This window comes from Frigoribacterium sp. PhB24, assembly GCF_003755185.1.
Classification (GTDB): domain Bacteria; phylum Actinomycetota; class Actinomycetes; order Actinomycetales; family Microbacteriaceae; genus Frigoribacterium.
On sequence record NZ_RKIC01000011.1, the window covers coordinates 46,586 to 63,359 of the forward strand.

The 16,774-nt window shown below is 70.9% G+C and carries 16 protein-coding genes; 8 read left to right on the forward strand and 8 right to left on the reverse strand.

What is annotated here, in order from left to right; genetic code table 11:
* Window positions 1-221: 221 nt before the first annotated feature.
* The gene (locus tag EDF50_RS07945; protein WP_123519045.1) at window positions 222-1,523 is read right to left on the reverse strand and encodes a DUF4032 domain-containing protein; all 1,302 of its coding nucleotides are present in this window, start codon (window positions 1,521-1,523) and stop codon (window positions 222-224) included.
* 142 nt (window positions 1,524-1,665) lie between these two features.
* A complete protein-coding gene (locus EDF50_RS07950; protein WP_043597318.1) occupies window positions 1,666-2,766 on the reverse strand; it encodes an ABC transporter ATP-binding protein in 1,101 nt (366 codons plus the stop codon).
* Between the two features lie 273 nt (window positions 2,767-3,039).
* Between EDF50_RS07950 and EDF50_RS07955 the strand changes: the two genes are divergently transcribed.
* Window positions 3,040-3,987 carry a thioredoxin domain-containing protein gene (locus tag EDF50_RS07955; RefSeq protein ID WP_123519046.1) on the forward strand — a complete coding sequence of 316 codons (948 nt, stop codon included), beginning with the start codon at window positions 3,040-3,042 and terminating at the stop codon, window positions 3,985-3,987.
* On the opposite strand, the gene EDF50_RS07960 is transcribed toward EDF50_RS07955, so the two are convergent.
* Entirely contained in the window at window positions 3,984-4,535 is a 552-nt protein-coding gene (locus EDF50_RS07960) for a metallophosphoesterase (protein WP_123519047.1), read from the reverse strand. The genes EDF50_RS07955 and EDF50_RS07960 overlap by 4 nt on opposite strands.
* 194 nt (window positions 4,536-4,729) lie before the next feature.
* Between EDF50_RS07960 and EDF50_RS07965 the strand changes: the two genes are divergently transcribed.
* The 4 genes from EDF50_RS07965 to EDF50_RS07980 all read left to right on the forward strand — a co-directional run bounded on the left by EDF50_RS07965 (window position 4,730) and on the right by EDF50_RS07980 (window position 9,191).
* Window positions 4,730-5,863 (forward strand): AI-2E family transporter, encoded by a 1,134-nt coding sequence (locus EDF50_RS07965; protein ID WP_123519048.1) that lies wholly within the window; start codon window positions 4,730-4,732, stop codon window positions 5,861-5,863.
* A 308-nt stretch (window positions 5,864-6,171) separates the two neighbouring features.
* The gene (locus EDF50_RS07970; protein ID WP_123519356.1) at window positions 6,172-8,103 is read left to right on the forward strand and encodes an MDR family MFS transporter; all 1,932 of its coding nucleotides are present in this window, start codon (window positions 6,172-6,174) and stop codon (window positions 8,101-8,103) included.
* Window positions 8,084-8,632, forward strand: a complete 549-nt coding sequence (locus EDF50_RS07975) for a MarR family winged helix-turn-helix transcriptional regulator (RefSeq protein ID WP_123519049.1) — start codon at window positions 8,084-8,086, stop codon at window positions 8,630-8,632. Before EDF50_RS07970 ends, EDF50_RS07975 begins: the two co-directional genes overlap by 20 nt.
* A 199-nt stretch (window positions 8,633-8,831) precedes the next feature.
* Window positions 8,832-9,191: a hypothetical protein gene (locus EDF50_RS07980; RefSeq protein WP_123519050.1), complete on the forward strand. Its 360-nt coding sequence runs from the start codon at window positions 8,832-8,834 to the stop codon at window positions 9,189-9,191.
* Window positions 9,192-9,260: 69 nt separating this feature from the next.
* Here EDF50_RS07980 and EDF50_RS07985 read toward each other — a convergent pair whose 3' ends face one another.
* Window positions 9,261-10,304 carry an NAD(P)-dependent alcohol dehydrogenase gene (locus EDF50_RS07985; RefSeq protein ID WP_123519051.1) on the reverse strand — a complete coding sequence of 348 codons (1,044 nt, stop codon included), beginning with the start codon at window positions 10,302-10,304 and terminating at the stop codon, window positions 9,261-9,263.
* A gap of 167 nt (window positions 10,305-10,471) precedes the next feature.
* Window positions 10,472-11,413, reverse strand: coding sequence for an ROK family protein (locus EDF50_RS07990; protein ID WP_123519357.1), 942 nt, complete (start codon window positions 11,411-11,413; stop codon window positions 10,472-10,474).
* Window positions 11,414-11,494: 81 nt separating this feature from the next.
* Here EDF50_RS07990 and EDF50_RS07995 point away from each other — a divergent pair, with 81 nt between their 5' ends.
* Complete coding sequence (locus EDF50_RS07995) at window positions 11,495-12,418, forward strand: carbohydrate kinase family protein (protein ID WP_123519052.1); 924 nt, start codon at window positions 11,495-11,497, stop codon at window positions 12,416-12,418.
* 132 nt (window positions 12,419-12,550) lie between these two features.
* Here EDF50_RS07995 and EDF50_RS08000 read toward each other — a convergent pair whose 3' ends face one another.
* The 3 genes from EDF50_RS08000 to EDF50_RS08010 all read right to left on the reverse strand — a co-directional run bounded on the left by EDF50_RS08000 (window position 12,551) and on the right by EDF50_RS08010 (window position 15,076).
* Window positions 12,551-13,558 carry an NADP-dependent oxidoreductase gene (locus tag EDF50_RS08000; RefSeq protein ID WP_123519053.1) on the reverse strand — a complete coding sequence of 336 codons (1,008 nt, stop codon included), beginning with the start codon at window positions 13,556-13,558 and terminating at the stop codon, window positions 12,551-12,553.
* Between the two features lie 150 nt (window positions 13,559-13,708).
* Complete coding sequence (locus tag EDF50_RS08005; protein ID WP_123519054.1) at window positions 13,709-14,611, reverse strand: neutral zinc metallopeptidase; 903 nt, start codon at window positions 14,609-14,611, stop codon at window positions 13,709-13,711.
* A gap of 27 nt (window positions 14,612-14,638) precedes the next feature.
* Window positions 14,639-15,076, reverse strand: coding sequence for a DUF5997 family protein (locus EDF50_RS08010; protein WP_043597192.1), 438 nt, complete (start codon window positions 15,074-15,076; stop codon window positions 14,639-14,641).
* A gap of 33 nt (window positions 15,077-15,109) precedes the next feature.
* Between EDF50_RS08010 and EDF50_RS08015 the strand changes: the two genes are divergently transcribed.
* Both EDF50_RS08015 and EDF50_RS08020 read left to right on the forward strand, forming a co-directional pair.
* Window positions 15,110-15,835 (forward strand): LysR family transcriptional regulator substrate-binding protein, encoded by a 726-nt coding sequence (locus EDF50_RS08015; RefSeq protein WP_123519055.1) that lies wholly within the window; start codon window positions 15,110-15,112, stop codon window positions 15,833-15,835.
* Between the two features lie 102 nt (window positions 15,836-15,937).
* A complete protein-coding gene (locus EDF50_RS08020) occupies window positions 15,938-16,702 on the forward strand; it encodes an SDR family oxidoreductase (RefSeq protein WP_123519358.1) in 765 nt (254 codons plus the stop codon).
* Window positions 16,703-16,774: the final 72 nt, after the last annotated feature.

Sequence of the window (16,774 nt, forward strand, 5' to 3'; positions counted from 1 at the left end):
CCGGCACGTACCGGATCACCGGTGAGGAGGCCGGCCGACCGCGCCGCGGGCGTGATCCGGTACGTACCGGATCACCGATGAACCCGGGTTCGAACCATGAACCCAGAAAGAACGGGGTTCATGGTTCGAAACCGGGTTCGCGGGTGGCGAGGGAGCGGAACAGGGCCCGCGGAGGGTGGAGCGGCGATCGGCGGCGGGGCGGCGCGGTGCCGGACCTGCGGTCAGACCTTCGAGCGCCAGTCCTCGTCGGCGTCGGCCTCGTCGGCCTCGAGCAGGGCGGCCTCGGGCAGCGTGATCGACTCGGTCGCGGGCTCGATCACCATCTGCTCGTCGCGGCGGTGGCGCAGCACGTCGTTGATGTACGAGGTCAGCGCCTCGGCGATGGGCACGTCGCGGTTCTCGGCCTGCGACTGGTACCAGCGGTGCTCGAGCAGCTGGTGGAACACCTCGGCCGGTTCGAGTCGACCGCGCAGGTCGCGGGGGATCGAGCGCACGACGGGTTCGAAGACGCGTGAGGCCCACTCGTGCGCGATCATCTCCTCGTCGACGTCGGACTGGTCGGTGCGCATGCGGTACGCGTCGAGGTCGTTGAGCAGGCGCCGGGCCTGGTTCTCCTCGACGTCGAGGCCGGTCAGGCGCAGCAGACGGCGTGAGTGGTGGCCGGCGTCGACGACCTTGGGCTGGATCTTGACCTGGCTGCCGCCTTCGGCCGTCTTGATCGCCAGCTCTTCGATGTCGAAGCCGAGGTCGTTGAGACGCTCGACGCGATCGTTGATGCGCCAGCGCTCCGAACTGTCGAAGGTCTCGGCACCGGTCAGCTCGGTCCAGAGGCTGCGGTACTTCGCGACGATGCCGTTGCTCACGTCGACCGGGTCGAGGTTGTCGTCGAGGCGACCGCCGGCCTCAAGGTCGAGCAGTTCTCCGGCGATGTTGACGCGGGCCACCTCGAGGTCGTTCTCGCGTTGCCCGTTCGAGAGGCCGCCGGGGTAGAGCTTGCCGGTCTCGGCATCGACCAGGTACGCGGCGAAGGCGCCGGCGTCACGACGGAAGAGCGTGTTCGAGAGCGAGACGTCGCCCCAGTAGAACCCGATGATGTGCAACCGAACCAGTAGCAGGGCCAGGGCGTCGACCAGGCGACGGGCCGTGTCGGGGCGCAGCGTCTGCGAGTAGAGCGCGCGGTAGGGGAGCGAGAACTTCAGGTGCCGCGTCACGAGCACCGGGTTGAGCGGCGACCCGTCCGCATCGTTGCGGTTCGTGATGACGGCCAGCGGGTCGACGCACGGGATGTCCATGCGCTGCAGCGTCCGGAGCATCTCGTACTCGCCCCGGGCCATCTCGCCCGACGTCTCCTTGATCGCGATGACGAAACCGCTGAGGTGCGCGAACCGCACGAGGTGCCGCGAGATGCCCTTCGGCAGCGTCGCGATGGCCTCGTCGGGCCACTCGTCGAGCGGCAGCGACCACGGCAGGTCGAGCAGGGCGGGGTCGGCGGTGGCCGAGGTGATGTTGAGGGAGTCGGGCATGGGGGCCTCTCGTGCGGTGATGCGACGCCTGAGGCGAGGCGGCGGGGGAGGTCAGGAGGCGCGGGGCCGGAACGCGGGACGGCCCGCCGGGTCGATCGGAGGAGTGCTCCGAGCGGACTCGACGGGCCGACGCGAGGGGGTGCTACGCGCTGACGACGGCCTTGTCACCGAGGCGCTCGCCGCTCTCGGTGTCGAAGACGTGCACGTGGTGCGCCTGCGGGGTGACGTAGATCGTCTCGCCCAGCTTGGGGTGGTTGCGGCCGTCGACGCGGACGACGACGTCGACGCGGTTGCCGTCGACCTCGGTGTGGCCGTAGAGGTACCCGTCGGCGCCGAGCTCTTCGACGACGTCGACGGTGACCGCGAGGCCCTCGCCGGTCGTGTTGACCACGACGTCCTCGGGGCGCACGCCCACGGTGACGCTCTTGCCGTTGGCCTGGCCGACGGTGTCGCGGTCGACGGCGGTCACGGCGGTGCCGAACTGGATGCCGCCGTCGACCACGTCGGCGGGCAGCAGGTTCATGGCGGGCGAGCCGATGAAGCCGGCGACGAAGACGTTCTGCGGCTTCTCGTACAGGTCGCGCGGCGTGCCGACCTGCTGCAGGACGCCGTCCTTCAGCACGGCGATGCGGTCACCCATGGTGAGGGCCTCGGTCTGGTCGTGCGTCACGTAGACCGTGGTGACGCCCAGGCGGCGCTGCAGCGAGGCGATCTGCGTACGCGTCTGCACGCGCAGCTTGGCGTCGAGGTTGGACAGCGGCTCGTCCATGAGGAACACCTGGGGCTGGCGCACGATGGCGCGGCCCATGGCGACGCGCTGACGCTGGCCACCGGAGAGGGCCTTGGGCTTGCGCGAGAGGTAGGGCTCGAGGTCGAGCAGCTTGGCGGCCTCGAGGACGCGGGTGGCGCGCTCCTCTTTGCCGACACCGGCGATCTTCAGGGCGAAGCCCATGTTCTCGGCCACCGTCATGTGCGGGTACAGCGCGTAGTTCTGGAACACCATCGCGATGTCGCGGTCCTTCGGCGGGACGTCGGTGACGTTGCGGTCGCCGATGTAGATGTCGCCCGAGTTGACCTCTTCGAGGCCCGCGAGCATGCGCAGGGTGGTCGACTTGCCGCAACCCGAGGGGCCGACGAGCACGAGGAACTCGCCGTCGGCGACCTCGAGGTCGATGCCGTCGACCGCGGCGCGCGTGGAGCCGGGGTAGAGACGAGTTGCCTTGCTGAACGTGACTGACGCCATGATCTTCTCCTTCACCGGCAGGTACGTGCCGGACGATCCGTTGTGAATGGACGGTGATCAACCTCAGAGGTCCGCGGTGACCACCACCGCTCAGCATGCCATGAAAATCCCTCGGATCGCCACGGGCACCCCCCTTCTCCACCCCCGCACCGCCCGCGCCTGCGGACTTCTGCCAGGCTCGCCTCGTACCATGTTTCGTGGCCACGACTCGTGGCGACCGTCCCCACCACCCGCTCGACGCGACCATGCGAGGCCGTCGCGCACCGGAGCCCCATGACTGACCTGAACCCCGACGACCCGTCGTTGACCAAGAACCAGCGGCGCGCGGCGGCCCGCCAGAAGGCGCAGCTCGCCCGCCAGAAGCAGAAGCGGCGCCAGCGCGCCGGCAAGTGGGCGCTGCAGGGCGGCCTCGCCCTCGTGGTGATCGCCATCGTCGTCGGCGTCGTCCTGGTCATCACGAACAGCATCCGTCCGGCCGGCCCCGGCCCCGCCAACATGGCGAGCGACGGCATCAAGATCGGTCAGGGCTTCGAAGCCGTGCAGACCGGGGCCCTCGGCCCCGACGACGAGCCGACGGCCTCGGCCACCACGGCGTCGAGCGACACGGTCGACATCGTGATCTACCTCGACTACCTCTGCCCGATCTGCGGTGAGTTCGAGCAGGCCAACAACGCCTACATCAGCGGACTCGTCGAGTCGGGGGCGGCGACGGTCGAGTACCACCCGGTGGCCATCCTGACGAACCAGTCCCTCGGCACGAAGTACAGCAACCGCGCGGCCAACGCGGCGGCCTGCGTCGCGAACTACTCGCCGAACTCGTTCTTCGACTTCAACACCGCCCTCTTCGACCAACAACCCGACGAGGGTACCCGCGGTCTCGACGATTCCCAGCTCTCCGACATCGCCACCGGCATCGACGGGGTGACCAAGGCGAGCGACATCACCAGATGCATCGACGACGACGAGTTCGGCTCGTGGGTGACGGCGTCGACGCAGCGGGCCATCGACGGTCCCCTGCCGAACAGCGGCCTCGACGCCCTCACGGGCACCCCGACGGTGCTCGTGAACGGCCAGCAGTACGACGGCAGCCGACCGTTCACCGTGCAGGAGTTCCGCAGCTTCGTGGTCACGGCTGCCGGCAACACCTACACCGAGTCGGGCACGGCCAGTCCGTCGCCGACGCCCACCGAGTCGGCCCCGGCCGAGACGCCCGCCGGCTAGGTCGTCCTGCGGGGGTGTGGCAGCACCCCCGTGCGGTCGCGGGCGGCGACGGGCAGTTCGTGCAGCACCACGTCGCGCACCTCGCCCGCGTCGAGCGTCAGCGTGAGGTAGGTGGCGTGCGGCTGGCGCCGCCGGTCCGTGGGCGACCCCGGGTTCAGCAGCCGGAGGCCCGCGGGCGTCGTCGTGTCCCACGGGATGTGGCTGTGCCCGAAGAGCAGCAGGTCCGTCTCGGGGAAGAGGCGGTCCATGCGACGCTCGCGCGCCTCCTTGCCCCCGGTCTCGTGCACCACGGCGAGACGCACGCCGTCGATCGTCGTGCGGGCCACTTCGGGCAGGCGGGCGCGCAGCCCGTCGCCGTCGTTGTTGCCCCAGACCCCGACCAGGAGGCGCGCACGGTCCTCGAACTCGTCCAGCAGGGGTTCGCCGGTCCAGTCGCCCGCGTGGACGACCACGTCGGCCCGCTCGACCGCGGCCCACACGACCCCCGGCACGGCCTTGGCCTTCTGTGGGACGTGGGTGTCGGACACGACGAGGACGGAGGTCGGCATGGCTCCCACGCTAGGCGCGCGTCGAGCCACCGGGGCACCGATCCGGCCCGATATTCTCGTGACGGGGTTGGCTGTCCTAGTCGGGCCGATCACCCCCGACACTTCTGCCAGCCCACCGGCAACCGGCCGCATCCGACCGCGCCTCGCCCGGCACCCCTCTCGACCCCCGCACCACCAGAAACGAGGACGACACCGTGGGACTCTTCCGCAGCCAAGAATCCGAGGTGGCCCGCGAGGACGCCGCCGTCCGGCACTCCCTCTGGGCCGACGCCTTCGGCACGCTCGCGACGCGTGCCGTGCAGATCATCGCCGTGCTGATCGTCGCCATCGGCGTCATCTACGTCTTCCTCAGCCTGAGCCTGGTCACCCTGCCGGTGCTGCTCGCGCTGATCTTCGCGTCGGCCATGCTGCCGGTCGTGGCGTTCCTGCGTCGCCACAAGGTGCCCTCGGTGCTCGCGACCCTGATCTGCCTCTTCGCCGTGCTGATCATCCTGGGCCTGGTCGCTTGGCTGATCGTCTGGGCCGTCGAGAACCAGGCCAGCTCGCTGGTCGACTCGGCCACCTCGGGCTTCAACAAGCTGCAGGACTGGATCACGACCCTGCCGTTCTCGATCAGCGACCAGCAGATCGACGACGTCCGCAACGCAGCCGTCGACTTCGTGACGAGCTCGCAGTTCGGCTCGGGTGCTCTCGCCGGGGCCTCGGCCGTCGGCAGCTTCGCCACCGGCCTCGTCCTGATGATCGTCGTGCTGTTCTTCTTCCTCAAGGACGGCCCGGCCATCTGGGAGTTCCTGCTGCGTCCGTTCAAGGGCGAGAACTACGCCCGGGCCCGCCGCATCGGCGACAAGACGGTCACCACCCTCGGCGGCTACGTCCGCGGCACCGCGACGGTCGCCGCCGTCGACGCCATCGGCATCGGCGTCGGCCTCTGGATCGTCGGAGTCCCGCTCGCGCTCCCGCTCGCCGTCATCGTCTTCCTGACGGCGTTCATCCCCCTCGTGGGCGCCACGGCGGCGGGCATCCTGGCCGCCCTGGTGGCACTCGTCGCGCTCGGTCCGGTGCAGGCGCTGATCGTCGTCGGCATCGTGGTGCTCGTCAACCAGCTCGAGGGCAACCTCCTGCAGCCGGTGCTCATGGGGCGCACGTTGCAGCTGCACGGCCTCGTGATCCTCGTCGCCCTGACCGCCGGCACGATCCTCGGCGGAGTCGTCGGCGCGGTCATCGCCGTGCCGCTCATGGCCGTCGTGTGGGGCATCACCCAGGTCTGGAACGGCGACCACGAGCCGGCCGAGATGTTCCGGCAGAAGCGACCAGAAGAGGTCCGCTGACCTTCCGGAGTCAGACGGAGGGCCTTCAGGAGGCGCGGTGCGGGGACTTCTCGCACCGCGCCTCCTGCGTTCTCCGGGTCCGTGACCGGGCCCGTGGCCGCGGTCGTGAGAAAAAGATGCAGCGACTGCAGGCAAATGGTTGCATTTCGTCAACGAAAGCGTATGGTTGACGTTCTGCAACCATCGGGCACGGCCAACGGCGTTCGGTCCCTCACCATCTCGAACCACCGGAGCGCACCTTGTCGCAGACCACGACCGCCGCGGGCACGAAGCCCGCGGCACCCCACGAACCGGGCGAGGCGCCCGGCATGAGCCACCGTGAGGTCCTCACGGCCCTGTCGGGTCTGCTGATGGGCATGCTCGTGGCGATCCTGTCGTCGACCGTCGTGTCGACCTCGCTGCCGCGCATCGTCAGCGACCTCAACGGCAGCCAGACCTCGTACACCTGGGTCATCACCGCCACGCTGCTGGCCACCACGGTCAGCACCCCTCTGTGGGGCAAGTTCAGCGACCTGACGAACCGCAAGGTGCTGCTGCAGGTGGCGCTCGTGCTGTTCGTCCTCGCGTCGGTCGCGGCCGGTTTCTCGCAGAACACCGCGACGCTGATCACGTTCCGCGTCTTCCAGGGGCTCGGCGCCGGCGGTCTCACCGCCTTGGTGCAGGTCGTCATGAGCGACATCATCAGCCCGCGTGAGCGTGGCCGGTACATGGGCTACCTCGGCGCCGTGATGAGCGTCGGCACCATCGGCGGCCCGCTGCTCGGCGGCGTCCTCACCGACTCGATCGGCTGGCGCTGGAACTTCTTCGTCGGCGTGCCCGTCGGCGTCGCGGCGCTCATCGTCATCCAGCGCACGCTGCACCTGCCCCCCAAGCCCAAGAAGGCCGTCGTCGTCGACTACTGGGGCGCCGGGCTGATCGCCGGCGGCGTCTCGCTGCTGCTCGTCTGGGTGTCACTCGGCGGCAAGCAGTTCGAATGGGCCTCGACCACCAGTTGGCTGATGGGTGTGGGCGCGGCCGTGCTGCTCGCGCTGGCCGTCGTCGTGGAGTTCCGCTCGAAGGAGCCGATCATCCCCTTGACGCTGTTCACGAACCGCACCTTCACCTTCGCGGTGATCGCCTCGCTCAGCGTCGGTGTCGCGATGTTCGGCACCAGCGTGTTCCTCGGCCAGTACATGCAGCTGGCTCGCGGCCAGTCGCCCACCATGGCGGGCATCCTGACCCTGCCGATGGTGCTCGGCCTGCTCATCTCGTCGATGGTGGCCGGCGCGCTCATCTCGAAGTACGGCAAGTGGAAGCCCTACATGATCGTCGGGTCGATCCTGCTCGCCGCCGGCCTCTTCCTCATGTCGACCATCGAGTACGACACGAACTTCTTCATCGTCTCGGTCTTCATGGCCATGATGGGTCTCGGCATCGGCATGGTGATGCAGAACCTCGTGCTCGTCGTGCAGAACTCGGTCGACGTCAGCGTCGTGGGTGCCGCCTCGTCGAGCGTCGCGTTCTTCCGCAGCCTGGGTGGCACCATCGGCGTCTCGGTCATGGGCGCCGTCCTCGGCACCAAGGTCTCGGGCTACATCACCGACGGCCTCACCGACGCCGGGGTCGACCCCAGCGCGCTCGGCAGCGGTGGCTCGACGAGCATCCCCGACCTCAGTGCCGTGCCCGGCCCGATCCGCACCATCATCGAGTCGGCCTACGGGCAGGGCGTCGCCGACGTCTTCCTGATCGCGGCCCCGCTCGCGATCATCACCATCGTGTTCGTCTGCCTGCTGCCGAACGTCGAGCTCGGTACCAAGACCGGCATCCAGCGTGCCGCGGCGACGACGGACGGCCCCGCGGCCGGTTCGTCGGCGGCGACGGGCTCGGACGACAGCGAAGGAGGCGCGGCTCCGGTCGACGCCAATGCCGCGTCCCCGGCCGCCAAGGGAGTCGCGGCCACGGCCGGGCTGGCCCCCGCGGTGTCGAGCGCTCCGGCGACGGAGTCCACGCCCGCCCCGGTCGCGGCGACGGGCCTGTCGGGTTCGCCGGCCCCGGTCTCGCCCATCGACGAAGGCGACGCCGCCGCCGACGTGCAGCGCCGTCACCACAACCACACGACGACCGCCACCGGTACCATCGACACGATCATCGCGACGGGTGCTGCCGAGGTGGCGGGTCACCCGGTGCCCGCCGACGAACTGGCCGAGAGCCCGGTGTTCTCGTCCCTGGTCGAGGAGAAAGATGTCGCAGCCGACCGTTGACGGCCAGCCCGAGGGCGCGGTGCTCGACGCGCCGCGCCCTGCGGGAGTCGCCGCTCCCGGCCGGGCCGCACCGCGCCTCCCGGGGGCCGACGACGAAGGCCGCGAGGGGCTGATGGCCGGCGTCGTCGACGAGATCGGGTCGATGATGGTCGAGGCCAAGCGCACGATCGCCGCGGCGGCGTCGCGCTTCGACCCGGACGTGCCCCCGACGGCGTTCTACGTGCTGCGGTACGTGATGAAGCACCAGCCGTGCAGCGCCGGCGACATCGTGAAGGCGATGGCCATGGACAAGAGCGCGGTCAGCCGGCAGGTCACCCTGCTGCGCGAGGCCGGTTTCGTCGACATGGTGCCCGACACCGCCGACGGACGCGTCATGACGCTCCACAGCACCGAGCGCGCCGAGAGCCGCATGCTCGAGGTGAGGCACGAGAACCGCGCCGTGTTCCGTACGCACGTCGAGGGCTGGACCGACGACGAGCTCGCCGAGTTCGCCGGCTGGCTGCGCCGGTTCAACACCCCCGCCGGGTAGGCCCGGCCAGCCCCGGGTGGGTCGTGGTGGCCGATGCTGCGGGTCTTCCGCGCGACGACCTCGGAGCGCTACTGTGAGCGCGCTGACCATCACTCGGGCATCCGCCCCACGATGACGTCCCTCTTCGACCCCCGAAGCCGGAGGCGGACCGCGACCTCGCGTCGCGACCTTTGTTCTACCCGACAGACGAAGGAGCATCATGAAGAAACTCACCCGCCTGGCCGCCATCGCGACCGCCGGCCTCGCGCTCACGGTCGGCGGTGTCGCCCTGCCGGCCAACGCCGCCTCGAACGGATACGTCTACGTCGTCGTGCGCGGCACCGCGTGCGGTTCGACCGCCACCACCGTCAAGGGCATCCAGGTGCAGAACGCCACCATCGGATGGTCGTTGAACTGGGACCGTGGCGACGACATCGTGTACCCGCAGGTCCGGTTGGGGACGGCGAACACGCTCACCCTGAACCTCGAGTGCTACGTGGGCAATCGTCAGGTGGGGTACCGGTATCTGCCGGTGACCATCAGGCCCACGGCGTCGAACCAGACGTTCTGGGTCGGCTGAGCGGCCCGCGTCCGACGGCGAAGGCCCCCTCCCGTGACGGGAGGGGGCCTTCGTGCGTTCGGGCAGGTGCTAGATCGTCGCGGTGTCGATCACGAAGCGGTAGCGGACCTTGCTGGCGACGACGCGCTCGTAGGCCTCGTCGACCTCGTCCGCGCCGATCGTCTCGATCTCGGCGCCGATGTGGTGCTCGGCGCAGAAGTCGAGCATCTCTTGCGTCTCGGGGATGCCGCCGATGTTCGAGCCGGCGAGGCTGCGACGGCCGCCGATCAGCGACCCGGCGCCGAACGACTGCGGGTTCTCGGGCAGACCGACGAACACCATGGTGCCGTTGAGGCGCAGCGTGCGGGCGTAGGCGTCGATGTCCATGTCGGCCGAGATCGTGTTGATGATCAGGTCGAACGAGCTGCGGAGCTTCTTGAACGTCTCGGGGTCGCTCGAGGCGTAGTAGTGGTCGGCACCGAGCTTCAGGCCGTCCTCTCGCTTGGACAGCGTCTGGCTGATGACGGTCACCTCGGCACCCAGGGCGTGCGCGATCTTCACGGCCATGTGGCCGAGCCCGCCCATGCCGACGACGGCGACCTTCTTGCCGGGGCCGGCACCCCAGTGCTTGAGCGGCGAGTAGGTGGTGATGCCGGCGCAGAGCAGCGGCGCGGCCTCGTCGAGCGAGATGCCTTCGGGGATCGACAGCACGTAGTTCTCGTCGGCGACGATCTGCTTGGCGTAGCCGCCGTAGGTGGGCTCACCCGAGTACTGGCGGCCGTTGTAGGTCGCGACGTTGCCCTTGACGCAGAACTGCTGCTCGCCGGCGAGGCAGTTCTCGCACTCACGGCAGCTGTCGACGAAGCAGCCGATGCCGACGCGGTCGCCGACCTTGTGCTTCGTGACGTCGGAGCCGATCTCGGTGACGATGCCGGCGATCTCGTGGCCGGGAACCATCGGGAAGATGGCCTTGCCCCACTCTTCGCGGGCCTGGTGGATGTCGCTGTGGCAGATGCCGGCGAACGCGATGTCGATCTGGACGTCGTTCGGGCCGACGTCGCGCAGCTCGACGGTGGAGTGCTCGAAGGGGGCGCCGGCGGACGGCGTGAGCAGGACGGGGACGGTGGTGGGCATGAGATGACCTCTCTGCGAGTGGTGGTGCGGTGGTGGTGCGCGCCCCGAGGGCGCGACGGACTCCGACGACGTTGTGGGATGCAACTGAGCCTAGGCCGGGCCTCTGACATCCGTTCCCAGCGAAGCGGCAGGCGCACGAGGGGCGGGTCGACCGCAGGAGGCGCGGCTCAGCCGAGCAGCTCGGCCCGCCAGACGAGCGCGGCGGCCCCGATCAAGGGGCTCTCGTCGCTCAACCCGGAGCGGACGACGCGGACGCGACGGGCGTACTCGTTGACCGGCGCCTCCTGGACCGTGGCCCGGACGAGGTCGAGGTAGTCGTCGCTGACGCGGGAGAACCCGCCGCCGATCGCGACGACGTCGAGGTCGAGCAGCGTGGTGACCGACGAGACGGCCTCGCCGACGGCGTTCGCCGAGCGGTGGACGGCGGCGACCGCGATCTCGTCACCCGAGACGTAGCCGGCCGCCAGGTCTTCGCCTCGCTCGCCCGGCCAGCCCTGTTCGCGGGCCCAGGCGACGACGTTCGGGCCCGAGGCGATGACCTCGAGGGTGGCGGCCCACGCGTTCTCGCCCGCGGGGCGGTCGGCGATCTGGATCTGGCCGATGTGACCGGCGTTGCCGGTGCCGCCCGAGAGCAGCCGGCCGTTGACGATCAGGCCGCCGCCGACGCCGGTCGAGACGGTGATCGCGAGGGCGTTGTCGGCACCCTGGGTGGCGCCCACCCAGTGCTCGGCGAGGGCGAGGCTGACGCCGTCGAGCCGCAGGGTGACCGGGGCGGCGTCGGGCAGGGTCGAGGCGGCGAGGGCCGCCACCTGCTCGCGCAGCGGGTAGCCGCGCCAGGCACGCAGGTTGATCGGCGACACCGTGCCGTGCACGAGGTCGACCGGCCCGGCGCTGCCGATGCCCGCCCCGACGAGCGCGTCACCGTCGGGCAGGGAGTCGAGGGCGTGCGCGACGACCGCGCGGACCGCCTCGGCGAGTTCGTCGGACGTCGACCCGGCGCCGGTCGGGCGTCGGTCGCGACTGCCGTCGAGCAATGATCCGTCGGAGGCGACCAGGGCCGCCTCGACCTTCGTTCCGCCCACGTCGACGGCCAGTGCATAATCGGTCACGTCGGCCAGCGTAGCGGGGGAGCGCGACCCCACCGCGACCCGGAATAGGGTGGCTCCCGGCACGCTCACGAAAGGCACCCCATGCACAGCACCGACGGTCGGGTCGCCGTTCTCGGCGACGCCCTCATCGACGAGATCCGCACCGACGAGGGCTCGACCGACCACGTCGGCGGGGCCGGCCTCAACGTCGCCGTCGGGCTCAGTCGCCTCGGCGTGGCCACGACCCTGCTCGCGTCGATCGGTGACGACGCCGACGGCGAGTCGATCCGGGCTTTCCTCGCCGAGTACGACGTCGAGCTGGTGGCCACGATCAACCCGCTCGGCACGGGTCGCGCCGTCTCGCTGCGGGTCGACGGCGAGCCGACCTACGTCTTCACCGACGCCGCCGTCGCGCGGGGCCTCGACTTCTCGTCCGAGCAGCTCGCGGTGCTCGGGGCCGCGCCCGTGGTCGCCGTCAGCTCGTACCCGTTCGACGACCCCGCCCTCACCGACCGGCTGCTGCGGGTCGTCGGCGGCGACCCGGTGCGGCTCGTCGTCGACCCGAACCCGCGGCCCGGGTTCCTGCCCGGAGGCGCCGCGCAGATCGCCGACTTCGCCGCCGGCTTCGAGCGGGTGGCGGCGTCGACCCTGCTCGTCAAGATCGGCGACGACGACGCCGAACTCGTCGCCGGGCGGTCGCTCGACGACTGGCAGGAGGCGCTCCTCGCGGCGGGCACCGGGGGAGTCCTCGCCACGCGCGGCTCGGCCGGGGCGAGCCTGGTGCTGGCGAGGTCGGCGGAGGGCACCGACCGCCACGACGTGACGCGCGGGATCTCGTCGGCCGAAGGCGAGGTCGTCGACACGATGGGCGCGGGCGACGCGACCTTCGCGTCGATCGTCGCCTCGCTGCTCGCCGAGCGGCGCGAGCCCGGCTCGGTCGACTGGTCGGCGGCACTCGACCGGGCGATGGACGTCGCGGCGGCGACGGTCAGGGCTCCGGGGGCGCTGCTGCGGCTGCCCCGCTGACGCCGACGGGGTCCGCCGACCCGCGCCTCCTGCGCTCTGCCCTGCCGGGAACACCGCCGAGTGGACAGGACGCCGCGAAATGGGGCGGTGTCCTGTCCACTCGGCGGTGTGTTCGCGGGGCGTCGGTGAGACTCAGTCGAGCGACTCGGCGACCGCCCGGGCCTTGCCCGAGAGGTACCAGTGCGACCGCGCGCCGGTCTCGACCGGTTGCATGCCCACGACGACCTTGCCGCGCGAGTGTTGCTCGGCGAGGTCCTCGAACGCCTGGGCGATGTAGTCGAAGGGGTAGAACCCCGAGACGAGGACGCGCAGCTTGTTCTCGGCGATGAGCTTCGCGAGGGCCGAGAGGATCATCGCGGGTTCGGTGTCGTCGCGTTCGGCGCCGATGAAGCGGATCTCGCGTTCGAGGCGGTCCTCGCTCGAGCTGAACCGCGCCGGGAGCACGCCGAGATCGTGGCTCAGCGAGGGGTTGTCGCCGCCGAAGTTGTCGATGAAGGCGGTGACGTGGCGGTCGGTGCCCGCGGCCTCGTCGATCCGCTCGCGCAGACCCTCGCCGTAGTCGACGGGCACGACGCCGATCGAGCGCAGGTAGTCGTGGTTGCCCGGGCTGCAGGTGCCGATCACCTTGGCGCCGAGCTGCAGGGCGAGCTGGCACTCGATGTGGCCGACACCGCCCGCGGCGGCTGTGATGACCACGACGTCATCCGGTCCGAGGTGCAGGCTGCGGACCGTGTCGTACGCGGTCGCCCCGGCGAGGTACAACCCTCCGGCGACCTCCCACGGGACGTGCTGCGGCTTCGGCACGACGGCGCTCGCCGGGACGGCGACGTAGGTGGCGTGCGCCCCGCCGCCGACCGCGTGACCGATGACCTCGGCACCGACCGAGAAGTTGCGCACGGCGGCCCCGCGCTTCTTGACGATGCCTGCGAAGCACGACCCCTCGCGGGCCGGGAAGTCGAGCGGCAGCCGTTCGACGAAGTCGCCCTGGCGGATGAAGTTCTCGATGTGGTTCAGTCCGGCGCAGATCACCTCGACGACGACCTCGTCGTCGGCCGGTGTCGGCAGCGGCTGCTCGACGAAGTGCAGCTGGGCGACGTCTCCGTACCCGTCGAATTCGATGGCCTTGCCCGGTCGTGCCATGACGCGCCTCCACTGCTGTCGTCGCGGTGGCGCCTGTGCCGTCGCGAGGTCACTGAAGTGTGCGCCTTCCGCGTGGCCGCCGACCGTGGGGCACTCTTCGAGTTGCCTGGGCGCGGGACGAGGGTCAGGAGGCGCGGGTCGGCCTCGCCGTCAGAGCCGGTCGGTCGGCACCGAGAACGTGTCGCAGGCCGTCGCGCCCTGGCTGCGGCCGGTCTCGAACCACTTCTGGCGCTGCTCGGCCGAGCCGTGCGTCCAGGTGTCGGGGTCGACCTGGCCGCCGCTCGCGGACTGGATGCGGTCGTCTCCGACGGCGGCCGCAGCGTCGAGCGCGTCGGCGACCTGCTGCTCGGTGACCGGTTCGAGGAACGTGACGCCGTCGGCGTCCTGGATGGTCGAGGCCGAGCCGACCCAGGCGCCGGCGTAGCAGTCGGCCTGGACCTCGAGCCGGATGGTGTCGGAGCCCGGCCCGGTGTCGCTGCGGTCGGCGCGGTCGAAGGCGCCGGTCAGCTGCTGGATGTGGTGACCCCACTCGTGGCCGACGACGTACATCTGGGCGAGGGGGCCGCCGCTGGCCCCGAACTGCGACCGCAGCTGCTCGAAGAAGTCCGTGTCGACGAAGAGGGCCTCGTCGGGCGGGCAGTAGAACGGCCCGGTGGCGCTCGTCGCCCCACCGCAGCCGGTGTCGGTCGACCCGCTGAAGAGGAAGAAGTCGGGGGTGCGGTAGTCGGTGACACCGAGTGCCGGGGCCTCGGTGCCCCAGTACGTGTTGAGCGACGTCGCGGCGCCCACCATGCGGCAGTCGATGCTCTCGTTGGCCTGGGCGCCCGTCGTGCACTCGGACGAGAGGTCGCCGCCGTCGAGGGGCTGTGCGGCCCCCGAGCCCGTTCCGCCGCCGAGCAGCCCCGACACGTTGACCCCGGTGGCCTGGCTGATGAGGAAGACGGCGATCAGGCCGACGATGCCGATGCCGCCGCCGGCGACACCCACCGTGCGACCGCGGCCGCGTCGCTTGACCCTGCTGCCGTCGAGGCGCGCGTCGTCGTTGAAGGACATGACGCCGACGGTAGCGCAGGGCGGGCGTCAGTGCCCTTCGGCGGCCTCTTTCGCCTCGCGCTCTTTGCGGAGGACCTCGCGGCCGGCATTGCGCTCTTTCACGCGGAGCTCTTCTTCGCGCACGTCGGCGTGGATGCCGCGTTCGGTGCGCAGCCAGTCGGGCATCTCGTCGAGCAGGGCGTGGATCTCGTCGGTGGTCATGACGTCGTCGACGCCCGCGCGGGCGAGGCCGGAGGTCGAGATGCCGAGCTTCTGGGCGACGACGGGCCTCGGGTGCGGGCCGGTGCGGCGCAGCTCGGACAGCCACTCGGGCGGGTTCGTGCTGAGTTCGGCGAAGGCCTCGCGCGTGACGGGGGCGGCCTGGAACTCGGCGGGCGTGGCCGGCAGGTACACGCCGAGCTTCTTGGCGGCCGTGAAGGGCTTGAGGGTCTGCGGCTGCTTGCCGGACGGCGCGTCGGAGGTCATCTGTCCAGGGTACCGGGCCGATACCCTCGACCCATGACGACCGAGCCCACCCGCGCCCCGTTCCGCATCGGGGTCGTGCCCGGCGTGACCCTGTCGAAGTGGTCGAGGCTGTGGGAGGAGCGTCGCCCCGAGACCCCGTTGGCCTTCGTGCCGCTCGCCGACGCCGAGGCCGTGCCCGCCCTCGACGACGCCCGGGGCGACGACCGGGTCGACATGGTGCTGGCCCGCCTGCCGATCGAGGCCGAGGGATTGTCGGTCATCCGGCTCTACGACGAGCGAGCCGTCGTCGTCGTGCCGAAGGACCACGCCGTCGCCTCGGCCGGCGCCGAGGACGAGGTCGACGCCGCCGCGTTCGCCGACGAGCACCGGCACGACCTCGACCCGTCGCTCTCGGTCGCCGAGGCCGTCGCAGTCGTCGCGACCGGTGCGGGCGTCGCGGTCGTGCCGCAGTCCCTCGCCCGACTGCACGCCCGGAAAGAGGTCACCTACCGCTACGTCGCCGACCTGCCGCCGACCACGATCGCGCTGGTCTGGCCCGACGGCGAGCTCACCGACGACCTCGACGACTTCATCGGCGTCGTCCGGGGTCGCACGGCCCGCAGCTCGCGATCGAGGAGGCGCGACGAGCCCGAGCAGGCCGCCACGGCCCGCAAGGGGTCGACTCCCGACCCGCGCGGAGCCAAGCCGAAGCGCACGCCGCCCAAGGGTCGGGGGCCGCAACGCGGCACCGGCCGCAGTCGGCCTCGCCGCGGGCGCTGACCCGCTCGCGCCGAGCCCACGCGGCACCCCAGCCCTGGCGAGTCGGCGGCAGGGCGCGGCAGGGGCGTCTGACAAGCTGAGCGGATGTCGAAGGAGACCCGCATGTCGAGGAAGATCTGTCTGCTCACCGGTGCCGGCCGGGCGAACTCGATCGCGAACGGCATCGCCCACGAGCTCGCCGCCGACGGGTGGGACCTCGCCCTGACCACCTGGGACGGTTACGACGCCTCCATGCCCTGGGGTCTGACGGCCGTCGACGTGGACGCGCTCGTCTCCGAGCTCGAGGCCGTGGGGGCGCGCGTGACCGTGTACCCGGCGGATCTGGCGGACCCGGGGACTCCCGCGCGCCTCCTCGGGGCGGTCAACGCCGACCTGGGGCCGGTCACCGCGCTCGTGCTGTCCCACTCGCACAGCGTCGACTCGTCGATCCTCGACACGACGCTCGAGAGCTGGGACGCCCACTACGCCGTCAACGTGCGGGCGGCCTGGCTGGCGATCAAGGCGTTCGCCGAGCAGCTGCCCCCGGTCGAGCTGCTCCACGACGGCGCCCGCGTCGTCGCCCTGACGAGCGACCACGTCGTGCACAACCTGCCCTACGGGTCGAGCAAGGGGGCCCTCGACCGGCTCGTGATCGCGGCGGCGCGTGAGCTCGGACACTTGGGCGTCTCGTCCAACGCGCTGAACCCCGGTCCGATCGACACGGGGTGGATGGACGACGAGATCCGGGCGAGCGGCACCGAGCGGCAGCCGACCGGGCACCTCGGCACGCCCGCGGACATCGGTCGGGTCGTGCGCTTCCTGCTGTCGCCCGAGGGGCGCTGGATCTCGGGCCAGCTGATCAAGGCCGACGGCGGCTTCTCGGTCTGAGGGCGTCCGACCCGAGATCGCCGCACCCTGTACCCCGCGTCGCTGGGTGGCGGGTCGACGCCTGCGGGGTAC

Coding starts and splice junctions, on each gene's coding strand:
- EDF50_RS07945 (WP_123519045.1), bottom strand. CDS start 1,523: ATGCCCGACTCCCTCAACATCACCTCGGCCACCGCCGACCCCGCCCTG.
- EDF50_RS07950 (WP_043597318.1), bottom strand. CDS start 2,766: ATGGCGTCAGTCACGTTCAGCAAGGCAACTCGTCTCTACCCCGGCTCC.
- EDF50_RS07955 (WP_123519046.1), top strand. CDS start 3,040: ATGACTGACCTGAACCCCGACGACCCGTCGTTGACCAAGAACCAGCGG.
- EDF50_RS07960 (WP_123519047.1), bottom strand. CDS start 4,535: ATGCCGACCTCCGTCCTCGTCGTGTCCGACACCCACGTCCCACAGAAG.
- EDF50_RS07970 (WP_123519356.1), top strand. CDS start 6,172: ATGAGCCACCGTGAGGTCCTCACGGCCCTGTCGGGTCTGCTGATGGGC.
- EDF50_RS07975 (WP_123519049.1), top strand. CDS start 8,084: ATGTCGCAGCCGACCGTTGACGGCCAGCCCGAGGGCGCGGTGCTCGAC.
- EDF50_RS07980 (WP_123519050.1), top strand. CDS start 8,832: ATGAAGAAACTCACCCGCCTGGCCGCCATCGCGACCGCCGGCCTCGCG.
- EDF50_RS07985 (WP_123519051.1), bottom strand. CDS start 10,304: ATGCCCACCACCGTCCCCGTCCTGCTCACGCCGTCCGCCGGCGCCCCC.
- EDF50_RS07995 (WP_123519052.1), top strand. CDS start 11,495: ATGCACAGCACCGACGGTCGGGTCGCCGTTCTCGGCGACGCCCTCATC.
- EDF50_RS08000 (WP_123519053.1), bottom strand. CDS start 13,558: ATGGCACGACCGGGCAAGGCCATCGAATTCGACGGGTACGGAGACGTC.
- EDF50_RS08005 (WP_123519054.1), bottom strand. CDS start 14,611: ATGTCCTTCAACGACGACGCGCGCCTCGACGGCAGCAGGGTCAAGCGA.
- EDF50_RS08010 (WP_043597192.1), bottom strand. CDS start 15,076: ATGACCTCCGACGCGCCGTCCGGCAAGCAGCCGCAGACCCTCAAGCCC.
- EDF50_RS08015 (WP_123519055.1), top strand. CDS start 15,110: ATGACGACCGAGCCCACCCGCGCCCCGTTCCGCATCGGGGTCGTGCCC.
- EDF50_RS08020 (WP_123519358.1), top strand. CDS start 15,938: ATGTCGAGGAAGATCTGTCTGCTCACCGGTGCCGGCCGGGCGAACTCG.